The sequence below is a fragment of the Pedobacter sp. GW460-11-11-14-TSB4 genome, assembly GCF_059423705.1.
The window spans coordinates 455,944-472,663 of sequence record NZ_JBWKYI010000001.1 but is presented as its reverse complement, the minus strand read 5'-3'; the positions used below and the strand labels follow the sequence as shown (position 1 = coordinate 472,663).

The window sequence follows — 16,720 nt, the reverse complement described above, 5'->3', positions numbered from 1 at the left end:
AATTATGAAAAAGTTCTTTTTCCCAGATACAGCACACTCCAGGTGGTTAATTTTATTGATCGATCAGATGATCGTTGTTTGGACATTGTTCATATCCATCGTATTAACCAATACCTTAAGTTATACTGAAGTTTTTAACGCGGGCAATGCGGTTTATGTAGCGCTTTATTGTTTTATCGCAGCAGGTGTTTTCATTTCTTTAAGAATACACACCGGTATTATACGTTACTCCAATACTGAAGATATGCTGAGGGTTTTTCTTGCCGTTTTTGTAACCAGCTTACTCTTTGTCAGCGTAAACAAGATACTTTCGCAACGTTTTCAATTGCTTTGGCATCAGATGGATAAAGCATTGATATTGAACTTTTTCATCTCCTCATCGTTGCTTATTCTCATGCGTATTTTGGTAAAAGGGGTATTTTTCTTTTTTAAAGAACTCAAATCAGAAACCAAGGAAAATATTCTAATCTACGGATCGGAAAAAAAAGCGATCCTCATCAAAAAAGCAATAGAACAGAATGAAGATTCTAACCTCAGCATTGTTGGCTTTATTGATGATAACAGAGACCGCGTTGATAAATACCTCGAACAGAAAAAGGTATATCATTCTTGCTCAGTTGAACTGTTAAAAGAAAAACACAATATCAAAAAAATACTTTTTGCCGAAGATGCACTAAACACTTTAAACAAAAAGAAGATCATTGATATCTGTGTTAACGAAGGTATTAAGGTAATTATGGTGCCACCATCAGATAAATGGCTGTACGGTAAGTTAGATTCGCACCAGTTGCGCGACCTGAAAATTGAAGATTTATTGGAACGTGAACCCATTAAGCTCAATAAAAAGAATATCCTGAAAGATTTAAGTGGTAAATGTATTTTAGTTACAGGTGCTGCGGGCTCTATCGGATCGGAGATTGTCAGGCAGGCCTTACAGTATAATCCTAAATCGGTAATTCTATGCGACCAGGCGGAAACACCGCTTCACGATTTAAAACTCGAACTGGAAGATAATTTCCAGTCGGCGAACGTGAAGATATTTATGGCCAATGTGCAGAATGTAAACCGGATCAGGACACTATTCGAACTCTATAAACCTGAAATTGTTTTCCATGCTGCGGCTTACAAACATGTGCCCATGATGGAAAATAACCCCGCTGAAGCCATTTTAACAAATGTGCTGGGGACTAAAAATATGGCGGATATCTCAATGGAGTTTGGCGTAGAAAAGTTTGTCATGATTTCTACCGATAAAGCCGTTAAGCCAACCAATGTAATGGGTGCATCTAAACGTTTGGCCGAAATTTATATTCAGTCGCTAAACAGCCCTGAGATTATTTCGACAGGTGAAATTACCACACAAGCTTCGCGTACGCGTTTTGTGACCACCCGTTTTGGAAATGTTTTGGGCTCAAATGGCTCTGTTATCCCAAGATTTAAAAGCCAGATTGAAAAAAGAGGCCCCATTACCGTCACCGATCCTGAAATAACCCGTTACTTTATGACTATTCCTGAAGCGGTACAATTGGTGATGGAAGCCGGAGCAATGGGAAAAGGAGGAGAAATATATCTTTTCGATATGGGCAAGCCGGTTAAGATTGTCGACCTGGCTGTAAATATGATCAAATTAGCGGGTTTAACCCCTTATGTGGATGTCGATGTCGTTTTCACTGGTTTGAGGCCGGGAGAGAAGCTGTATGAAGAACTCTTGCTCATGGAAGAAGAGATTATCCCTACCCATCATCCAAAAATTAAAATATCACAAAAAGTAGCCTACAATTATTTGTACGTTAATCAGATTATTAAAGACCTGATTGTACTGAACAACGATGGCAACGATTTGAATATGGTGAAGAAAATGAAAGAAATTATACCCGATTATATCAGTAATAACTCAAGGTTTGAAGAGTTAGATCTGTTGGTTGCCAATTAATTACCGTAAAAATACCCTAATACAATTATTTTACTTTTGTTCCCGAAATAATTGTTAAATTGCATTAAATAGTAGAAGTCGTCCCAGATTGTTGATCGAATTTAAATGTTTTATTTTAAATTAAATTAACTGCTATGAGTTTAAATGTAGGCCAGGTTCTTGAGCGTGTTGTACGCAGAGACAGAATGGGGATAAGTGAGTTATCCCGGAAATTAAATGTAAGTAGAAGAACTATTTACAATTGGTTTGATCAGAAAAGTCTAAATCCCGAAATTATCTGGAAAGTAGGTACCGTAATTGGTCACGATTTTTCTGTTGAGTTACCCGAAACTTTTTCTAAAAACAGTCACTATATTCATGAAGCTTTTGATGCACATACCGAGGATCAAACCAAAGGTGATGCGAATTCAGTATACTTCTGGATGAATAAATACATCAAGTTACTTGAAAAATACAACGAAATATTAAGCCATAACAATATAGAAAAGAGTGTTTCTGAAACCGTTGCACATCATACTATGCCAAGAAATAACAACAGGTCTATTTCTTAAGCCATTGCTGGTATTTTAATTTATTTTAAACCAATATCTTCTTAGGGTTTACCATTCCGGTGAACGCTCCCTTTTTTTATAGTATCTCTCTAAATAATTCGCCATAAGCACGTTTTATGGTGATGGATTTCTATTCACTAATTTTTTGAAATCATGAAAACAATTAACGCATTAACTCTACTGTTACCATTGTTTGTTTTTCAAGGCGCCAAAGCACAATCGCAGGTGTATGGTGGTACAGGCATTCGGTATTCAGTTGGTATCGAAACAGGTTTAGCGACTGGTTACTTAGCTAAAAAGTACGAAGCCCCGCTTGGTGTATCCGTTCAGGCCGAATTTCCCATTACCGAAAGCATTTTATATGCCTCGGTAAATACAGGGTTCAACAACATTTTTGTATCGGGCAATTACTCCCGTTTGGTTGACGACTTACAGCTTGTACCAGTTAAAGCAGGCTTAAAATATTTCTACAGAAGTAATCTTTACCTGCAGTCGGAAATCGGTTTTTCCTTTCTTTTAAACAAAACAAACTGTGTTGAGGGGAAAAAAGCCGCATTTGTATACGCACCGCAGGCGGGAATGATCTTTTATCTGCACAACAATAATTACATTGATGCCGGATTACGCTATGAAAGCAATGGCAAATTCTATCACTGCGATCATACAAACAACTTTGTAGGCTTCAGAATCGCCTGGGGCTTTAGTTTATAAAACGGGTATTCCTTAGTAGTCATCTTTAATAGCTTCATAAATGAAAGCAAGTATACAATACAATACGATGAACGGATTGTGGATCCTTTTTATTGATTGTAAATATGAGGATTCTCCGAAATACATCAGGATGATTACGAAAATTATAATCAAAATGTTATCTGGAACGATCATTCCCGGTAATCGCCGGAGGGTTAGATCGGGCAGGCACTACCTCATCCATGAGCATGTTGTAGAATTACATACCGACGAATGGTTTCCATTGGTACTGGCAAGTGAGCGAAAAGAGCTTCTGGAAGGAATTAAATCCATTTTTATGGATATGAGCGGGAAAAAATAAGCCGCTCAATCAGCTAATCAGCCAAAAATTACGGGAAGGTTGCTCCGAAAGGAGTGGCCTTTTCTTGTTTTGTGACTGTTGCAAATGGTAATACGGCAAGAGTATATCAGCCGTATTACCATTAACCACTTAATATTCGATTACTACCTTACCAATCGTTTTTCCGCTTTCCAGCAAACGGTGTGCTTCTTTCAGGTTTTCAGCTGTGAAGCCTTTCAGCGTGGTATTTAAAGTGGTTTTAAGCGTGCCGTCATCAAAAAGTCTGGCAAGTTTATTTAAAATATGATGCTGTTCTTCCATGTCGTCGGTTTGGTACATCGAACGGGTGTACATGAATTCCCACGAAAAAGTAACACTTTTATTTTTTAACTTATTCAGCGCAATTGGAGTAGCCGAACCCGTAATCGAAACGATATGGCCTTGTGGTTTGATCAATTTTGCTATGGCATCCCAATAAACATTTAAGTCAACAAAATCGAGTATAAAATCTACTTCCTGATAACCTGCTGCACGTATTTCTTCTACCAGGTTTTTATGGTCTACCACCAAATCCGCTCCCATAGCCAGGCACCATGCTTTGGTTTCAGCACGCGAAGCGGTAGTAATTACCTTTAGCCCGCTTATTTTTTTTGCGAGCTGTATCGCAACTGAACCTACACCACCGGCACCTCCAATAATGAGTATTGTTTTTCCCTTATCTTTTTGATTGTTAATGCGGATGCGGTCGTACAACGATTCCCATGCTGTAAGTGCGGTTAGGGGCATAGCGGCAGCTTCGGCATTGCTAAATGTGTTAGGTTTTAAGCCTACAATCCGCTCATCAATCAATTGATATTCGGCATTGCTACCACTGCGGGTAAGATCGCCAGCGTAATAAACCGCATCACCCGGTTTAAAAAAGGTAACCGACTCTCCAACAGCTTCTACTATTCCGGAAGCATCCCATCCAATCACCTTCGGACTTTCCAAAACTGTATCTTTAGCACTATTCTGGCGTATTTTATAATCAACCGGATTTACACTGATTGCATTTATCTTCACCAGGATATCACGTCCGCCTGGTTGGGGAACAGCTGTTTCAAATTCGATAAAACTTTCTTGCTCTGTAATGGGTAATGAGGTTTTAAATCCTATAGCTTTCATAGTTTTTTTATATGGATATACAATTTTTATGATTCTTATAAGGCAAATATAAACTGATATTATGTTATTATTCAGTATAAATTTGCTTTTAATTGGTAAATTTGCGCTACGCTTAGCACATCATGAATAGAGAAACTTTACACGAACCTTTTGAAATTGTTTATAAGAAGTTAGACGAATGCCCAAAGGAAGGTCATAAACATTTGTTTTTCGAACTCGTATACATTTTATCGGGTACTGGAAAACAATGTATCAATAATAATAAATTTGATTATTATGCTGGCCATATGTTTCTGATTACGCCGGAAGATTGCCATTCGTTTGAGATAGAAAGCACTACCGAATTTTTCTTTCTGCGTTTTGGAAATGTATATATCCGTTCGAAAGAATTCCGTACCGATGATGTGCAGCGGATGGAATATATTCTGCAGAATGCCAGTCACCAGCCTGGTTGTATTCTTAAAAACTTTTCAGACAAACCGTTTATCCGGTCGCTTATTGATGCGATGATGGCCGAGTATATAAACCGCGACTTGTATAACAAGGAGTTAATTGCAAAAATGGTAGATACGATGATTGTGATGGTGGCGCGGAATATTGCCAAATACCTGCCTGCTGCCATTAAGGAAGATGCCGAGGAGAAAACCCTGGCCTTATTAAACTATATTCAGGCAAATATTTATCATCCTGAGAAGTTAAGGGCTGAAAAACTAAGCAGCCAGTTTGGTATTTCTGAGCATTATTTTGGTAAATATTTCAAGAAACATACCCACGAAACCCTGCAGCAATATATTGCCAATTTAAGGATTAAACTTATCGAAGCACGTTTGCGTTTCAGTAATATGCGCATCAACGAAATTGCCTATGAGCTGGGCTTTACAGATGAAAGTCATTTGAACAAATTTTTCAAATCGCAAAGAGGATTAAGCCTTAAAGCGTTCAGGAATTCGCTTGCGGCTTAAAATACAACTGCCAGTTGCTAAAAGGCAACAATAAGTAGCGTAATTACAACTATGATGATCGGCTGATTTGCGGAATCTGGCTAATTGGGGGGCTACATTTGCAATGTCGAATGATTAAAAAAAGACAGTACATATGGATGCAAAAATGATCGGTAATAAAATTGCCGGAGCACGAAAAAAAATAAATATGTCTCAGGCCGGACTTGCCAGACATGTATTTGTAAGCCCGCAGGCCGTTGGAAAATGGGAGCGGGGAGAATCGATGCCAGACATTATCACCTTGAACCAACTCGCCAAGATTCTGGATGTAGATCTCAATTATTTTTCAGCAAACCCGGCTGCTGCAAATGCCATTAGTGAAAAGGAACAGGAAAAAATAGCGGTAAAGGGTTTAACAGATTCATCTCAGCCACAACTGCTGACTAATTTCAGTGGCAACGATCTTGCCAGTACCGATTTTGCAGGTGTTGTGGCGCATCAGCTGAAATTTAACGGGAGTAATTTACGCAGCTCAGATTTTAGTGGCGCCGACCTGACTGGAAGTTCGTTTCTGGGTAGCGATGCCCGTGAAGCGAATTTTACAGGTGCAAACCTTACCGATTGCAGCCTGTCGGCTACTGATCTGACAGCTGCTAATTTTGATCAGGCCATTTTGCTGCGTACAAAGTTTTATGCCTTAGAACTGGCCGGAGCAAAAATCAGCAATACCAAACTAAGGGAGGTTAAACTCAGCAAGACCGATTTGAGGAAGACCGTTTTTGAAAACTGCATATTTGAGGGTGTAGACTTTGACTATTCCGATTTGCGCGGACTTAGTTTGGACGGGCAGACTTTTACAGGCGTGCTGTTTCACAATGCAGCGCTCAACGATACTACATTTAAAGGTGCAACACTTAAAAATGTATCTTTCCGCTCTACCTTCGCCCTTACCAATAAATATTACCGGGCCATTAAAACAATCTGCTTTGAAGGGGCAACGATGGATAAATTAACCTATGCTTCACTCAAAGGTTTGGGTGCTGATTTATTTAAGGTTAACCTGATGTAATATCAGTACATCTGGCTTCTGTAATGCTTAAAGCTGCAAGTTTATTTGATTTTTTATAAGTTTGGTATGAGGGCTGGGAAATTTGAGCATGGTGTTATCAGAATTTTCGCTAGCTTGAGGCTATCTCAATCCATCAGCGTTTATCTTATTAGATCTGCGGGATAGGTATTCATAAATTTCCCGCAGATTACGCTAATTGCGCAGGTAAATACAGTTTGCATTTTCAAGCAATAATAACCTCATAATGACAATCCATAATACAGATCGGTTGAAGCAATCTTATCACACCAGGAAAGATTGCTTCCCCGAAAAGACGGGGCAGGCTATCGTTCCTCCTCGCAATGACGACTGATTTTACAAGCTGTCAATCAAAACCAGTTAACCCTCAGGTATTTCCGGTTCCACCAGCTTGATCAGTTTTTCTAACGATTCCTGCCAACCCAGATAACACATTTCGGCAGGTATAGCTGCTGGTATATTTTCCTGTAAAATTTCCAATTCTGTACCTACAGAAGTCTTTTTTAACCGAATCGTATTCGTAAGTGTTCCAGGCAGCTTAGGATCGTCAAACTTATCGGTGAATATAAGCAGTTCATTCGGCCGAACCTCGATGTACTCTCCACCGAAAGAATTACTGTTGCCGGTGGTGAAATTCTGGAACGACATTTTAAAAGTACCGCCCACCTTTACCTCCATCTGGTGTACTGTACCCAGGAAACCGTAAGGCGGCATCCAGGAAGCGAGTGCTACTGGCTCAACGAAAGCGCGATATACTTTTTCTGGAGATGCTTTAATTACCCTGTGCAATGAAACTTGGTTGTTAGACATAAAATAGATTTTTTCTGATCCTACTCATCTGGCTTTTCGGTTCGCCCGTTTTTTTGTGGTTGCTGCTCCACCTTCTTAACAAAGATGGAAGTAAAAAGTTAAAACGGATAGGGGCTAATGCGACTTTATTAGGGGTTAGTTGCGATACTGATATTGGGTAGGATTAACGTATGAATGCATCATTTATGATAAACTACCTTCGGCGATAAAACTTGCGCTGGAATGCGAAAGTTAATTTTTCTCCGCTCTCTGCCGCGGGGCATCAAACTTTTGATGCATCAAAAGTATGCAAAAATGCTTTGTCAATCCGGCAAGGGGCCTTTTACACAATCCCTAACACATCAAAAAAACAGCGGCACTTTGTTTTGTGCAGCAAGTGCTAAGTAAAAGGTTTTGCAGAACGTGCACAAAACCACTGCGTTTTAGGTTTGGAATGGGGTAAGGGGAGCTGTATTACATCTGTTTTTTTGATTTTCCTGGCCCTTGGGATTGACGATGTTCTTCTACAAAACCTGTGGTTTATTAAAGCAAGCTAGCAAAACGCCTAAAAGATGCATCTTCCTATTGTTTACCCGCGTCCTCAAATTTGATGACCTTTGTTAATGACTTATCAAAATAAAATACAGCCTGTCGATCGACCTGAAAACCGAAATTATTGTTAGCCTTAAAATGATGTTCCATTTTCCATCCATTGAAGAAAGGCTTATGATGGGCTCTTATAAATTTGAGCTTTTTCGAATAGAAGTCGGCGTTATCGTTGTACATTCTTTGGGTATCGGATGCTGAGAGCATCTGTTTCCACAATTTTTCTTTTTTAATTTTATCGGTAGTAGCATCTGTGCGGTAGCCAATATCCGCCACCCTTCCAAAAGCAGTAGTTCCTTGGTCTAAATAATAAGAAACACTGTCCTGGAATACTTTGTATTGCTCATCATCGTGGTAGCTGGAATAGGAACTGTCGAGTTTTCCGAATATGCCAGCCTCATAACGATAAGTGTGGTTAGTTGGCGCATCAAACATGGCCGTAATCAAAGCTTCTGCTTTATCTTTCGGCGTCTTGGGTGCAGTATGGCAAGCCGCTAAAAAGAGCAGCGCGATGACTAACACAAGTAGGGTATGTCTTAATTTAAACAAAACGTTTTCAATAGGTGGTGTAATTCAAACATACAAAAAAAACTTTCAGGAAGTTTAGCTTTCTGAGTCGTCTTAGCAGCAAGTTATAATGTCAGCTGCCTATTGCCAAAATATTTTTCAGGCTTCATATTCAAGAAAAGCTGTAAAATCCTCACCCAAATTTCACAATTAACGGCACAATTCACCAGAATGGCGTGATTGCCCTTTGTGTTATAGTTATATTGAAGATAAAAAAGCCTTATGAAAAAATCCATGTTAATCTTATGCACGATAGTACTGATGCTATCGGCATGTATAAAATTCCCCGGCGAACCTGTAGTGACGATCAGGAATTATAAAATTGATTTTAAGATTGGGGGGCTCAACCATACTGTAGGTGAAGCAAATGTTGGCTTCCCAACCGAGCCCATTCAAAATTTCATCCAACAGTTAAGCATTGTAGCTTACAACACACAAACCGGTGCCGAAGTAGCGCGGCAAACCCAGCTGCCCGGCGCACCGAACTTTGGGCAAATCAGTTTCGAACTTCCCACTGGTACTTATAATTTTGTAGCTATTGGCTCGCAAACCGAGTTTGGTATTAGCCAATTTTACGAAGCCGATAAAAACTCGCCGGTTTATGCTGCCTATGCACAGGCAAATTTTCAGTATTGGCAACCGTCTTTCTCTTCTTTAGATAAACGTTATAAAACATCAGATACCTTTTTTGCCAAACAAACAGGGGTATCCATTACAAAAAATCAAACTTTAGAGGTAATGATGGAACGCATTGTAGGATTGTTAAATGTGATTGTAACAGATAGATCAGATTACAGTATTGAAATTACCAGCGAGTTCAGCGGCTTCAGGTTTGATACCGCAGTACCTTTTAGTACAATAGAAAATGATTTTTCATCTGCAGTGAAACATAGTAAAGATGGCCCAATCAGCTTTTATATCCTCAAAAACCAAACGCCTGTGAATTTACACCTGGGTGTAGGTGCAGAACCAACTTTTCAGATTCTTGTCGCTAAAAACAAGCGCACAACCGTTAGGGTACAATGGGAAACCAAAACTTATAGTACTACCGTAGAATAATTACACTATATAGTCTTGGCTTTTCGCTGGAACCATATTACCTAAAATTTGTTTATCCCTTAACACTTACTAGCGCAAGTCTTAGTGTGCCTGACGTGGGCTGGGTTGACTTGTGCTTTCACAACACCTTAACTAATTGAGATTTTTAGCGCGATTAATGTAATGGTATATCTAAAGCACGTTTAGGCGATGGCTTATGCCCAGGATGCTAAGATTTGCACTAAGCAGTAGTTCTGCGGAATTGCACGAAGAAGTCTTTATCCTTCAAGATTTTTCAGTAAGTTTATCTTAAACGCAGCTTCGCAAAGCTCGGGAACGTTGTACGTAATAATCGAATTTTTTATAGTAGTATGAAGATGTATATTTTAGTTAAAAGAGAGATTCCTGATAAAATGGTACCGGTAATAACCGCACATGCTTCCCTCGCTTGTTTTAGAAAGTTTGAAAATACAAATAACATGCAGGCATGGATTAATGGAATATTTAAAAAAGTGGTGTGTGTCGTTTCAGAAACGGAGTTTACGAATGCTAAAAAAGAAACAGACCATATCGTGCTTACAGAATCAACATTAGATAATCAGGAAGTCTGCATAGCGTTTTCGCCCAGAGCAGAATATTCCAAAATGTTTAAATTTTTCCGAATGTGGACACCACAAAACAGCTAAAAAGTAAGCATGATCAAGAACCAGATTGATGAATGAATGCTATAAAGAAGTATTTGTTATTAGCCCGATTATAAATTTCGCTTGTTACTTTCGATGGTAATGAATTCCGGTAAATAATTAGGCGTACAGCCTTTTGATACCATTTCACCTTTATAAAGACCTGTTTTCTCTCCGAGCGTAATACACCGGTTTCGGTATTGTTTATCATAAATTCCAATCCACCCGGCTGTGAAATTCATTGCCCATTGAACTTCTGGTTCTTCTTTGGCCAGGTTAGCTTCTATTTTACCTAATAATGCTGGTGTATTCGCAGGCGGTATTTGTCCTACCCACCTCAAACGGCCCTGATAATACCAGAATACACGTCTCTGAAGCGCAGAATGACTTTTTTCCCATGATTCGATCAGGGCAATTGTTTTCTTGTCTTTAACAAGCTGGTTAGCCATAAACCAGTCCATTAGCTGGTTTCGCTCATCGAATGCATGCGTTTGCATATCCTGATCAAGCATATTAATAAGATCTTGTGAAACCTGCTTATTGTCCATAATCAGGATGGCCAGTAATCTGGGAAGCAAACTCCCGGTAGACCATAACTCCATAGCCAGCTCATGATCCTTTTTGATATCTTTAGCGATTTTTCTTAAGTCTCCGAGCTTTGTTTTGGTATTAATCTGATCCAAAACATTCTTTGCTTTTGAAGCGTATTCCATAACCATCACTTTTTATGGTTCAAAATAACTAAAAATCTGAACTTAATAAAGTGATTTCGGCTACAAACGTAAGTCTTGGTGTAAGGGATGTTTCAAAAACTCAATTAATGAAATTCGTTACATGGGGAGTTTCTGGAAACGAAAAAAGCCTGAAATCTTATGATTTCAGGCTTTAAATTTTCGGCGGAAAGCGAGGGATTCGAACCCCCGGACCTGTTACAGTCAACAGTTTTCAAGACTGCCGCATTCGACCACTCTGCCAGCTTTCCGGAGGCAAAAGTACGAACTCCGGTTAAATCTGCAAACTATGAATGCTTTTTTTTTATATAAACTTGATAATTACTTAACACAGAGGGAGAAAAAATTATTTCTTCTGTATATTTTCCTCAATTGGCTCCGATTTTTTGAACAAATTGAAGGTAGGACGGATAATTTTTACACTTCTTTTGCTGACATCAACGCTGGCATTTAGCTCAAAACCGATCAATAAAATTAAAGAATTGAGGTAAAGCCAGATCATCACCACGATTAATGTTCCGATAGAACCATACACCTTGTTGTAAGAACCAAAGTGATTAATATAAAAAGAAAAGCCCCAGATGGTGATGAATGCAAGTATAGTGGCCAGCCAGGAGCCAGCACTGAACAAGCGCCATTTTTTAGTATGTGAAGGGCCATAACGGTATAAAATTGAAATGGTAATAAAGTATAAGATGGCTAGTAATGCCCAGCGCGTAAACTTTACCGCGAAAACCAGAAAACTGTCTTTAATGTGCAGTTCGTTGGTAATCTTATTCAGTAAAACTTCACCCAAGGCCATCGCACTGATGCAGATGATGATCGAAAAGCAGATAATGATTGTTAAAACGAGTGCAATTAAACGTTGTTTTATCCATCCTCTGGTTTCGATAATCAGTGATGATTTATTAAAAGCCTTCATTAAATTTTTAACGCCATTGGTGGCAAAAAATATGGCCGATAAAAAACCGAAAGATAATAAGCCTCTGTTCTGGTTTTTAATAATGTCCTTTAATGTGGTTTCGAAGGCATCAAAAGCATTATGTGGCAATACAAGTTGTATCAAATTTAAGAGTTGATCCTGGAAACCTTTGATTGGAATAAAGGGAATTAAGGTAAACAGGAAGATGATGCCAGGAAAGATGGCCAGCATGAAACTGTAAGCCAAAGACGATGACTTGTTTACCAAAGCATCTTTTCCGATTTCACGAAAGAAGAAAGTAGCTACAGTGTATAATGGGAGGGGGCTAAAACCAGGCAAAACACATCCCTTCGTCCATTCGATAAACCTAGAATAGAGTTTAAGATGTAATAATTGCCGGTGTAACCATTCCATTGTATTTGTTAATTAAAAAACACCGATAATTTTTTCATAAAATTTTCGGGTGGGCTTGTTGGTTTATTTTTCTTCATATCGACAAAAACCAGGGTAGTTTCCCCAATATTGATCAGTTCTTCTTTTTCGTTATACAGTTCGTATTCGAAAAAGATCCTGATACCGGGTAAGGTTTTGATGATTGTTTTTACTGTAATTTCCTGATCGTAAAGGGCAGGTTTAATATATTTACATTTTAATTCCAGAACCGGCATCATAATACCATCGGCTTCCATCGAGCTATAACTCATACCCAAACTGCGCAACATTTCTACCCGGCCTACTTCGTAATACTGTGCGTAATTGCCGTAATACATATAACCCATCTGATCGGTTTCGCCATACCGAACCCTGATTTTTGTACTGTGGCTATACATTATTTAAATATATTTCTTTTGTTTAAAGCTTCACGGTATTTCTTCGCATTGATTTCGTGCTGCGCTTTGTTTTCTGCAAAATTATGGTAGCCAGAAAAATCTTCTTTGGCACACATGTAAATATAATTGTTGTTGTCGCGGTTTAGTACAGCATCAATGGCATTAATACTCGGCATCATAATCGGTCCCGGAGGCAAACCTGCATATTTATAAGTATTGTAAAGCGATTGTACCTGTAATAATTTTCCAGTTACCCTTTTCACGGTGAAATCGTTATTGGCGAAAATTACTGTTGGATCAGCTTGTAACAGTATCCCTTTATTCAAACGGTTTAAATACAAACCTGCTATAATGGGCATCTCTTTGTCGTAAAGTGCCTCTGCATCCACAATAGAAGCTAAGGTGTATACTTGTACCGGACTCAGATTTAAACTTGCTGCTTTTTGTTTGCGATCGGCTGTCCAGAATTTATCATATTCCTTGTGCATGCGCTCGAAGAAATCAACCGGCGAAATATTCCAGTACATCTCGTAAGTATTCGGGATAAACATGGCATAAACATTATCCTGGTTAAAACCATATTTGCTAATCAGGGCAGTAGAATCTAAAACATTGATAAAGCTTAACGAATCGGCTTCCAGGTTGCTGGCCAGGTATGCTGCAAAATTTTCCTTCTTACGGATGTTATGGAATTTTAATTTAACAGGATCCTGATTTCCGGCTTTAATTAAGTTAATTAAACTGCGGTTGGTCATTCCTTTAGTTAAACGGTAACGTCCGGGTTTAACACTCGCAGGTAAATTCATTTTTCCGGCAGCTGCAGTAAAAGTAGAGATGCTTTTTACCAGATCTTTCTTTTTAATCTCTGCAACCAGATCATCGTAACTGCTTCCGGTTTTGATATATAAATATTTTTGATTTTCGGTAACGTTAGGGGCAAAGTATAGCCTGTAAATATTTAATGCAAAGTAACCAGCAATTAAAATAACAGCAAGTGCAATTACAATTGCCACTTTTTTGCCAGTACTCATGTTCTTTTTTTCTACTTCAGTCATTTGTAATGTAATACGTGTTTATTGTTGTTTGTTAGATAGTGTAATGTTAATCTTGGTTCCTATAGCCACCTTGGTTAACGAATCAACCAGCATAGGATCTTGTTTAATAATAATAGCGGCAGCACTATCGGTAATAGGTCCATCGTAAATAATGGTACCTAAACTCAGGTTCGAACCCCTTAAGCTAAATTTAGCTTCATCCATGGTTAATCCCATAAGCTGTGGAATATCTACTTCTTCGTTTCCGCGCCCATCACCTAATACCAGGTTAATCCTCGAACCAACAGGTACAATTTGTCCGGCCGCTATCGGCTGACCGCCAAAAGAAGCTTCCAGAACCACATCGCGACTTACATCCGGTTTATAGGTCGTATCTCCAAGTTTTAATCTCGAACTCTCTATAATGGCTTGTGCTTCACGTAAGGTTTTAAACGCAATATCCGGGAATTTTGTATTCGGTGTTTTTCCGGCATTAATGGTTAAGTAAATGGTACGGTTATCTTTTACAAAGGTATTGGGGTCAGGATCCTGGTCAATCACAATCCCGGCAGGCTGATCCATAATAAAAACAGAATCTACTTCATATTTTAATCCGGCGTCTTCGAGTTTCTTAACGGCTTGCTCAAAAGATAAGCCCTTTACCATCGGTACATTCAAACCTTGTCCGTGTTTGGTATAATATCTTAAACTAAAAAAAGCAATCAGCAGCAACACAACAACGGTTACAATTGCAGCTAAAATGTTGTTCCTAAACGACTTGGTTTTTAAATAATCTATAAATTTAGACATGAATCTTAAATTTGGGTTATGCGTACAAGCTCAAATGTAACTATTTTAATGATTGATTGAATTATAGAATCGATTTCCCCATTCCATCATTCGCTAATTTCTTCATTCCAGCATTGAATAAATTCTCTCAATCAATATCACTAAAGCACAAAGATATTTATATTTTTGAGGATATATTTATATTCAATTTCTATTTATAAAAGGATTTTTAACATGAAGAAAACGATAGCATTGTTAACAGGCGGTACCACAGGCGAATGGGTTGTTTCGGTGAAAAGCGCGGCCACTATTGCCCAGAATATCGACCCGGATTTATACGATGTGTATAAGATTATGCTGAACGAAAAGGGCTGGTTTTATGAACCTGCTGACTCTGTTAAAATTGAAATTGATAAAAATGATTTTTCCTTAACACTGGAAGGCCGAAAAATTAAGTTTGATGGTGTTTTTATTGCCATACATGGTTCTCCTGGCGAGGATGGAAAATTACAGGGCTATTTTGATATGTTAGGTATTCCATACACCGCCTGTGATGCATTAACTTCATCAATTACTATGAATAAAGGCTATACCAAAGCGGTTGTAGAAGGTATAAATAACCTATATACAGCAAAATCTGTTCAGATTTTTAAGGGTGGAAACCATAATTTAAATCAAATTAAACAGGATTTAAGGTTGCCTTATTTTGTTAAACCCAATAGCGGGGGCAGCAGCATTGGCATGAGTAAAGTGAAACATGCTGATGATCTTGAAGAAGCGGTTGAAAAAGCATTTAAGGAAGATACTCAGATCTTAATAGAAGAGTTTGTGAGCGGCAGGGAGTTTTCGATCGGCGTTTTTGGCGCGGAAGGAAAAATTATTGTTTTGCCAACAACAGAGGTTATCCCGGCAAATGAGTTTTTTGATTTCGAAGCAAAGTATACTCCAGGCGCAACGGAAGAAATTACACCGGGCAGGATGAATGAAGAAGAGCTAAGTCGTGTGCAGCAGGTGGTAAAAGATGTATACAAAAAACTAAACTGCAGGGGAGTAGTGCGTGTCGATTACTTTCTGGAAGAAGGAACCGGTAAGTTTTATTTTATCGAAATTAATACCATTCCTGGTCAAACCGCAACCAGTTTTATTCCGCAACAGGTAGCTGCAATGGGGATAACATTGAAAGAGTTTTATACCCGCTTAATGAAGGAGACCTTAGGGTAGTTTTCCTAAATCTTGTCATTAGCGTCATTCCCAACTGCGCAGGAATGATGAACGATTAAGCGGATTAAACTACTATAAGCAACGATGAATATCCAAAAACTGATTGATAAAGGCTTAAAAGTTAAAAGTTACCTAAAAGATTCGGTTATTTATGAGCCGGATATGCAGCCCCGGTATGTGTATTTTATCAAATCGGGTGAGGTGAGAATGGTTACCGTGAGCGATGAAGGAAAGGAATTTATTCAGGGCGTTTTTAAAACGGGACAGTATTTTGGCGAACCCGCCTTATTAATAGACCGGCCTTATTTAGCTTTTACCATTACCAATAAAGATTCGCAGCTAATTGCTGTCAATAAAGAAGATTTCTTCGACCTAATCATAAACGAGCCTGATTTTAGCATGGATTTGATCCGGACCTTAAGTCACCGCCTTTTTTATAAATCGATGATGCTGGAAGAACTGGCCAGCGAAAAGGCTGATCATCGCTTGTTAACGATTATCAATTACCTTCTTAATGATATAGCCACAGGTGAAAATTTAAAGGTAACGCGACAAGAATTAGCCGATATGACTGGTTTACGGGTAGAAACAGTAATCCGTGGCACTAAAATACTAGCCGAAAAAGGACTGATCAAAACCCTAAAAGGAAAAATAGTAAAGGTTTAGTGTTTTTTGTATTAAACAAGAACCAATGAACTAATGACTAATTACCAGTGAACTAATGAACCAGTGAACCAATCCTCAAACATGATGTAGATCATAATTAGTCTTTAATTTTAGACTTACCTTTGTACAATTAAATTA

At 38.6% G+C, this 16,720-nt stretch carries 18 protein-coding genes and 1 tRNA gene; 10 read left to right on the top strand and 9 right to left on the bottom strand.

Annotated features, from left to right (window positions below; genetic code table 11):
* Positions 1-4 precede the first annotated feature (4 nt).
* The 4 genes from AC07YT_RS02060 (at position 5) to AC07YT_RS02045 (ending at position 3,535) form a co-directional block, all read left to right on the top strand.
* On the top strand, positions 5-1,933 hold the full coding sequence (locus AC07YT_RS02060) for a polysaccharide biosynthesis protein (RefSeq protein ID WP_086546029.1): 1,929 nt from the start codon (positions 5-7) through the stop codon (positions 1,931-1,933).
* 134 nt (positions 1,934-2,067) lie between these two features.
* Positions 2,068-2,484 (top strand): helix-turn-helix domain-containing protein, encoded by a 417-nt coding sequence (locus AC07YT_RS02055; RefSeq protein WP_086546030.1) that lies wholly within the window; start codon positions 2,068-2,070, stop codon positions 2,482-2,484.
* A gap of 153 nt (positions 2,485-2,637) precedes the next feature.
* The gene (locus AC07YT_RS02050) at positions 2,638-3,195 is read left to right on the top strand and encodes a hypothetical protein (RefSeq protein WP_086546031.1); all 558 of its coding nucleotides are present in this window, start codon (positions 2,638-2,640) and stop codon (positions 3,193-3,195) included.
* A 40-nt stretch (positions 3,196-3,235) separates the two neighbouring features.
* Complete coding sequence (locus tag AC07YT_RS02045) at positions 3,236-3,535, top strand: hypothetical protein (protein WP_086546032.1); 300 nt, start codon at positions 3,236-3,238, stop codon at positions 3,533-3,535.
* Between the two features lie 129 nt (positions 3,536-3,664).
* Here the strand turns inward: AC07YT_RS02045 and AC07YT_RS02040 are convergent, their stop codons facing one another.
* The gene (locus AC07YT_RS02040; RefSeq protein WP_086546033.1) at positions 3,665-4,678 is read right to left on the bottom strand and encodes a zinc-binding alcohol dehydrogenase family protein; all 1,014 of its coding nucleotides are present in this window, start codon (positions 4,676-4,678) and stop codon (positions 3,665-3,667) included.
* Between the two features lie 122 nt (positions 4,679-4,800).
* On the opposite strand from AC07YT_RS02040, the gene AC07YT_RS02035 reads away from it, so the two are divergent.
* Both AC07YT_RS02035 and AC07YT_RS02030 read left to right on the top strand, forming a co-directional pair.
* Positions 4,801-5,640 (top strand): AraC family transcriptional regulator, encoded by an 840-nt coding sequence (locus tag AC07YT_RS02035; RefSeq protein WP_086546034.1) that lies wholly within the window; start codon positions 4,801-4,803, stop codon positions 5,638-5,640.
* Between the two features lie 133 nt (positions 5,641-5,773).
* Positions 5,774-6,688, top strand: a complete 915-nt coding sequence (locus AC07YT_RS02030) for a pentapeptide repeat-containing protein (protein WP_086546035.1) — start codon at positions 5,774-5,776, stop codon at positions 6,686-6,688.
* Positions 6,689-7,066: 378 nt separating this feature from the next.
* Here the strand turns inward: AC07YT_RS02030 and AC07YT_RS02025 are convergent, their stop codons facing one another.
* Together AC07YT_RS02025 and AC07YT_RS02020 are read right to left on the bottom strand one after the other, a co-directional pair.
* Positions 7,067-7,516, bottom strand: a complete 450-nt coding sequence (locus tag AC07YT_RS02025) for an SRPBCC family protein (RefSeq protein WP_086546036.1) — start codon at positions 7,514-7,516, stop codon at positions 7,067-7,069.
* Positions 7,517-8,077: 561 nt separating this feature from the next.
* Positions 8,078-8,650: a hypothetical protein gene (locus tag AC07YT_RS02020; protein WP_145954232.1), complete on the bottom strand. Its 573-nt coding sequence runs from the start codon at positions 8,648-8,650 to the stop codon at positions 8,078-8,080.
* A gap of 240 nt (positions 8,651-8,890) precedes the next feature.
* On the opposite strand from AC07YT_RS02020, the gene AC07YT_RS02015 reads away from it, so the two are divergent.
* The gene (locus tag AC07YT_RS02015) at positions 8,891-9,727 is read left to right on the top strand and encodes a FimB/Mfa2 family fimbrial subunit (RefSeq protein ID WP_086546038.1); all 837 of its coding nucleotides are present in this window, start codon (positions 8,891-8,893) and stop codon (positions 9,725-9,727) included.
* 350 nt (positions 9,728-10,077) lie between these two features.
* Entirely contained in the window at positions 10,078-10,392 is a 315-nt protein-coding gene (locus tag AC07YT_RS02010; protein ID WP_086546039.1) for an aminoacyl-tRNA hydrolase, read from the top strand.
* Positions 10,393-10,460: 68 nt separating this feature from the next.
* On the opposite strand, the gene AC07YT_RS02005 is transcribed toward AC07YT_RS02010, so the two are convergent.
* The 6 genes from AC07YT_RS02005 to AC07YT_RS01980 all read right to left on the bottom strand — a co-directional run bounded on the left by AC07YT_RS02005 (position 10,461) and on the right by AC07YT_RS01980 (position 14,716).
* Entirely contained in the window at positions 10,461-11,102 is a 642-nt protein-coding gene (locus AC07YT_RS02005; RefSeq protein WP_494945141.1) for a DNA alkylation repair protein, read from the bottom strand.
* A 184-nt stretch (positions 11,103-11,286) separates the two neighbouring features.
* Positions 11,287-11,371 (bottom strand) — tRNA-Ser (locus AC07YT_RS02000).
* 95 nt (positions 11,372-11,466) lie between these two features.
* The gene (locus tag AC07YT_RS01995; protein WP_086546041.1) at positions 11,467-12,456 is read right to left on the bottom strand and encodes a YihY/virulence factor BrkB family protein; all 990 of its coding nucleotides are present in this window, start codon (positions 12,454-12,456) and stop codon (positions 11,467-11,469) included.
* An 8-nt stretch (positions 12,457-12,464) separates the two neighbouring features.
* On the bottom strand, positions 12,465-12,872 hold the full coding sequence (locus AC07YT_RS01990) for an acyl-CoA thioesterase (RefSeq protein ID WP_086546042.1): 408 nt from the start codon (positions 12,870-12,872) through the stop codon (positions 12,465-12,467).
* Positions 12,872-13,927, bottom strand: a complete 1,056-nt coding sequence (gene mltG / locus AC07YT_RS01985) for an endolytic transglycosylase MltG (RefSeq protein WP_086546043.1) — start codon at positions 13,925-13,927, stop codon at positions 12,872-12,874. Before mltG ends, AC07YT_RS01990 begins: the two co-directional genes overlap by 1 nt.
* An 18-nt stretch (positions 13,928-13,945) precedes the next feature.
* Complete coding sequence (locus tag AC07YT_RS01980) at positions 13,946-14,716, bottom strand: PASTA domain-containing protein (RefSeq protein ID WP_086546044.1); 771 nt, start codon at positions 14,714-14,716, stop codon at positions 13,946-13,948.
* A gap of 213 nt (positions 14,717-14,929) precedes the next feature.
* On the opposite strand from AC07YT_RS01980, the gene AC07YT_RS01975 reads away from it, so the two are divergent.
* Together AC07YT_RS01975 and AC07YT_RS01970 are read left to right on the top strand one after the other, a co-directional pair.
* Complete coding sequence (locus AC07YT_RS01975; protein ID WP_086546045.1) at positions 14,930-15,916, top strand: D-alanine--D-alanine ligase; 987 nt, start codon at positions 14,930-14,932, stop codon at positions 15,914-15,916.
* 84 nt (positions 15,917-16,000) lie between these two features.
* Positions 16,001-16,582 carry a Crp/Fnr family transcriptional regulator gene (locus tag AC07YT_RS01970; protein WP_086546046.1) on the top strand — a complete coding sequence of 194 codons (582 nt, stop codon included), beginning with the start codon at positions 16,001-16,003 and terminating at the stop codon, positions 16,580-16,582.
* Positions 16,583-16,720: the final 138 nt, after the last annotated feature.

Bases quoted from the DNA above. Each gene is read 5' to 3' on its own strand.
- AC07YT_RS02050 (WP_086546031.1), top strand. From the start codon at position 2,638: ATGAAAACAATTAACGCATTAACTCTACTGTTACCATTGTTTGTTTTT.
- AC07YT_RS02045 (WP_086546032.1), top strand. From the start codon at position 3,236: ATGAAAGCAAGTATACAATACAATACGATGAACGGATTGTGGATCCTT.
- AC07YT_RS02060 (WP_086546029.1), top strand. From the start codon at position 5: ATGAAAAAGTTCTTTTTCCCAGATACAGCACACTCCAGGTGGTTAATT.
- AC07YT_RS02025 (WP_086546036.1), bottom strand. From the start codon at position 7,516: ATGTCTAACAACCAAGTTTCATTGCACAGGGTAATTAAAGCATCTCCA.
- AC07YT_RS01980 (WP_086546044.1), bottom strand. From the start codon at position 14,716: ATGTCTAAATTTATAGATTATTTAAAAACCAAGTCGTTTAGGAACAAC.
- AC07YT_RS02040 (WP_086546033.1), bottom strand. From the start codon at position 4,678: ATGAAAGCTATAGGATTTAAAACCTCATTACCCATTACAGAGCAAGAA.
- AC07YT_RS02010 (WP_086546039.1), top strand. From the start codon at position 10,078: ATGAAGATGTATATTTTAGTTAAAAGAGAGATTCCTGATAAAATGGTA.
- AC07YT_RS01975 (WP_086546045.1), top strand. From the start codon at position 14,930: ATGAAGAAAACGATAGCATTGTTAACAGGCGGTACCACAGGCGAATGG.
- AC07YT_RS02030 (WP_086546035.1), top strand. From the start codon at position 5,774: ATGGATGCAAAAATGATCGGTAATAAAATTGCCGGAGCACGAAAAAAA.
- AC07YT_RS01995 (WP_086546041.1), bottom strand. From the start codon at position 12,456: ATGGAATGGTTACACCGGCAATTATTACATCTTAAACTCTATTCTAGG.
- AC07YT_RS01970 (WP_086546046.1), top strand. From the start codon at position 16,001: ATGAATATCCAAAAACTGATTGATAAAGGCTTAAAAGTTAAAAGTTAC.
- AC07YT_RS02055 (WP_086546030.1), top strand. From the start codon at position 2,068: ATGAGTTTAAATGTAGGCCAGGTTCTTGAGCGTGTTGTACGCAGAGAC.
- AC07YT_RS02035 (WP_086546034.1), top strand. From the start codon at position 4,801: ATGAATAGAGAAACTTTACACGAACCTTTTGAAATTGTTTATAAGAAG.
- AC07YT_RS02005 (WP_494945141.1), bottom strand. From the start codon at position 11,102: ATGGAATACGCTTCAAAAGCAAAGAATGTTTTGGATCAGATTAATACC.
- mltG (WP_086546043.1), bottom strand. From the start codon at position 13,927: ATGACTGAAGTAGAAAAAAAGAACATGAGTACTGGCAAAAAAGTGGCA.
- AC07YT_RS01990 (WP_086546042.1), bottom strand. From the start codon at position 12,872: ATGTATAGCCACAGTACAAAAATCAGGGTTCGGTATGGCGAAACCGAT.
- AC07YT_RS02015 (WP_086546038.1), top strand. From the start codon at position 8,891: ATGAAAAAATCCATGTTAATCTTATGCACGATAGTACTGATGCTATCG.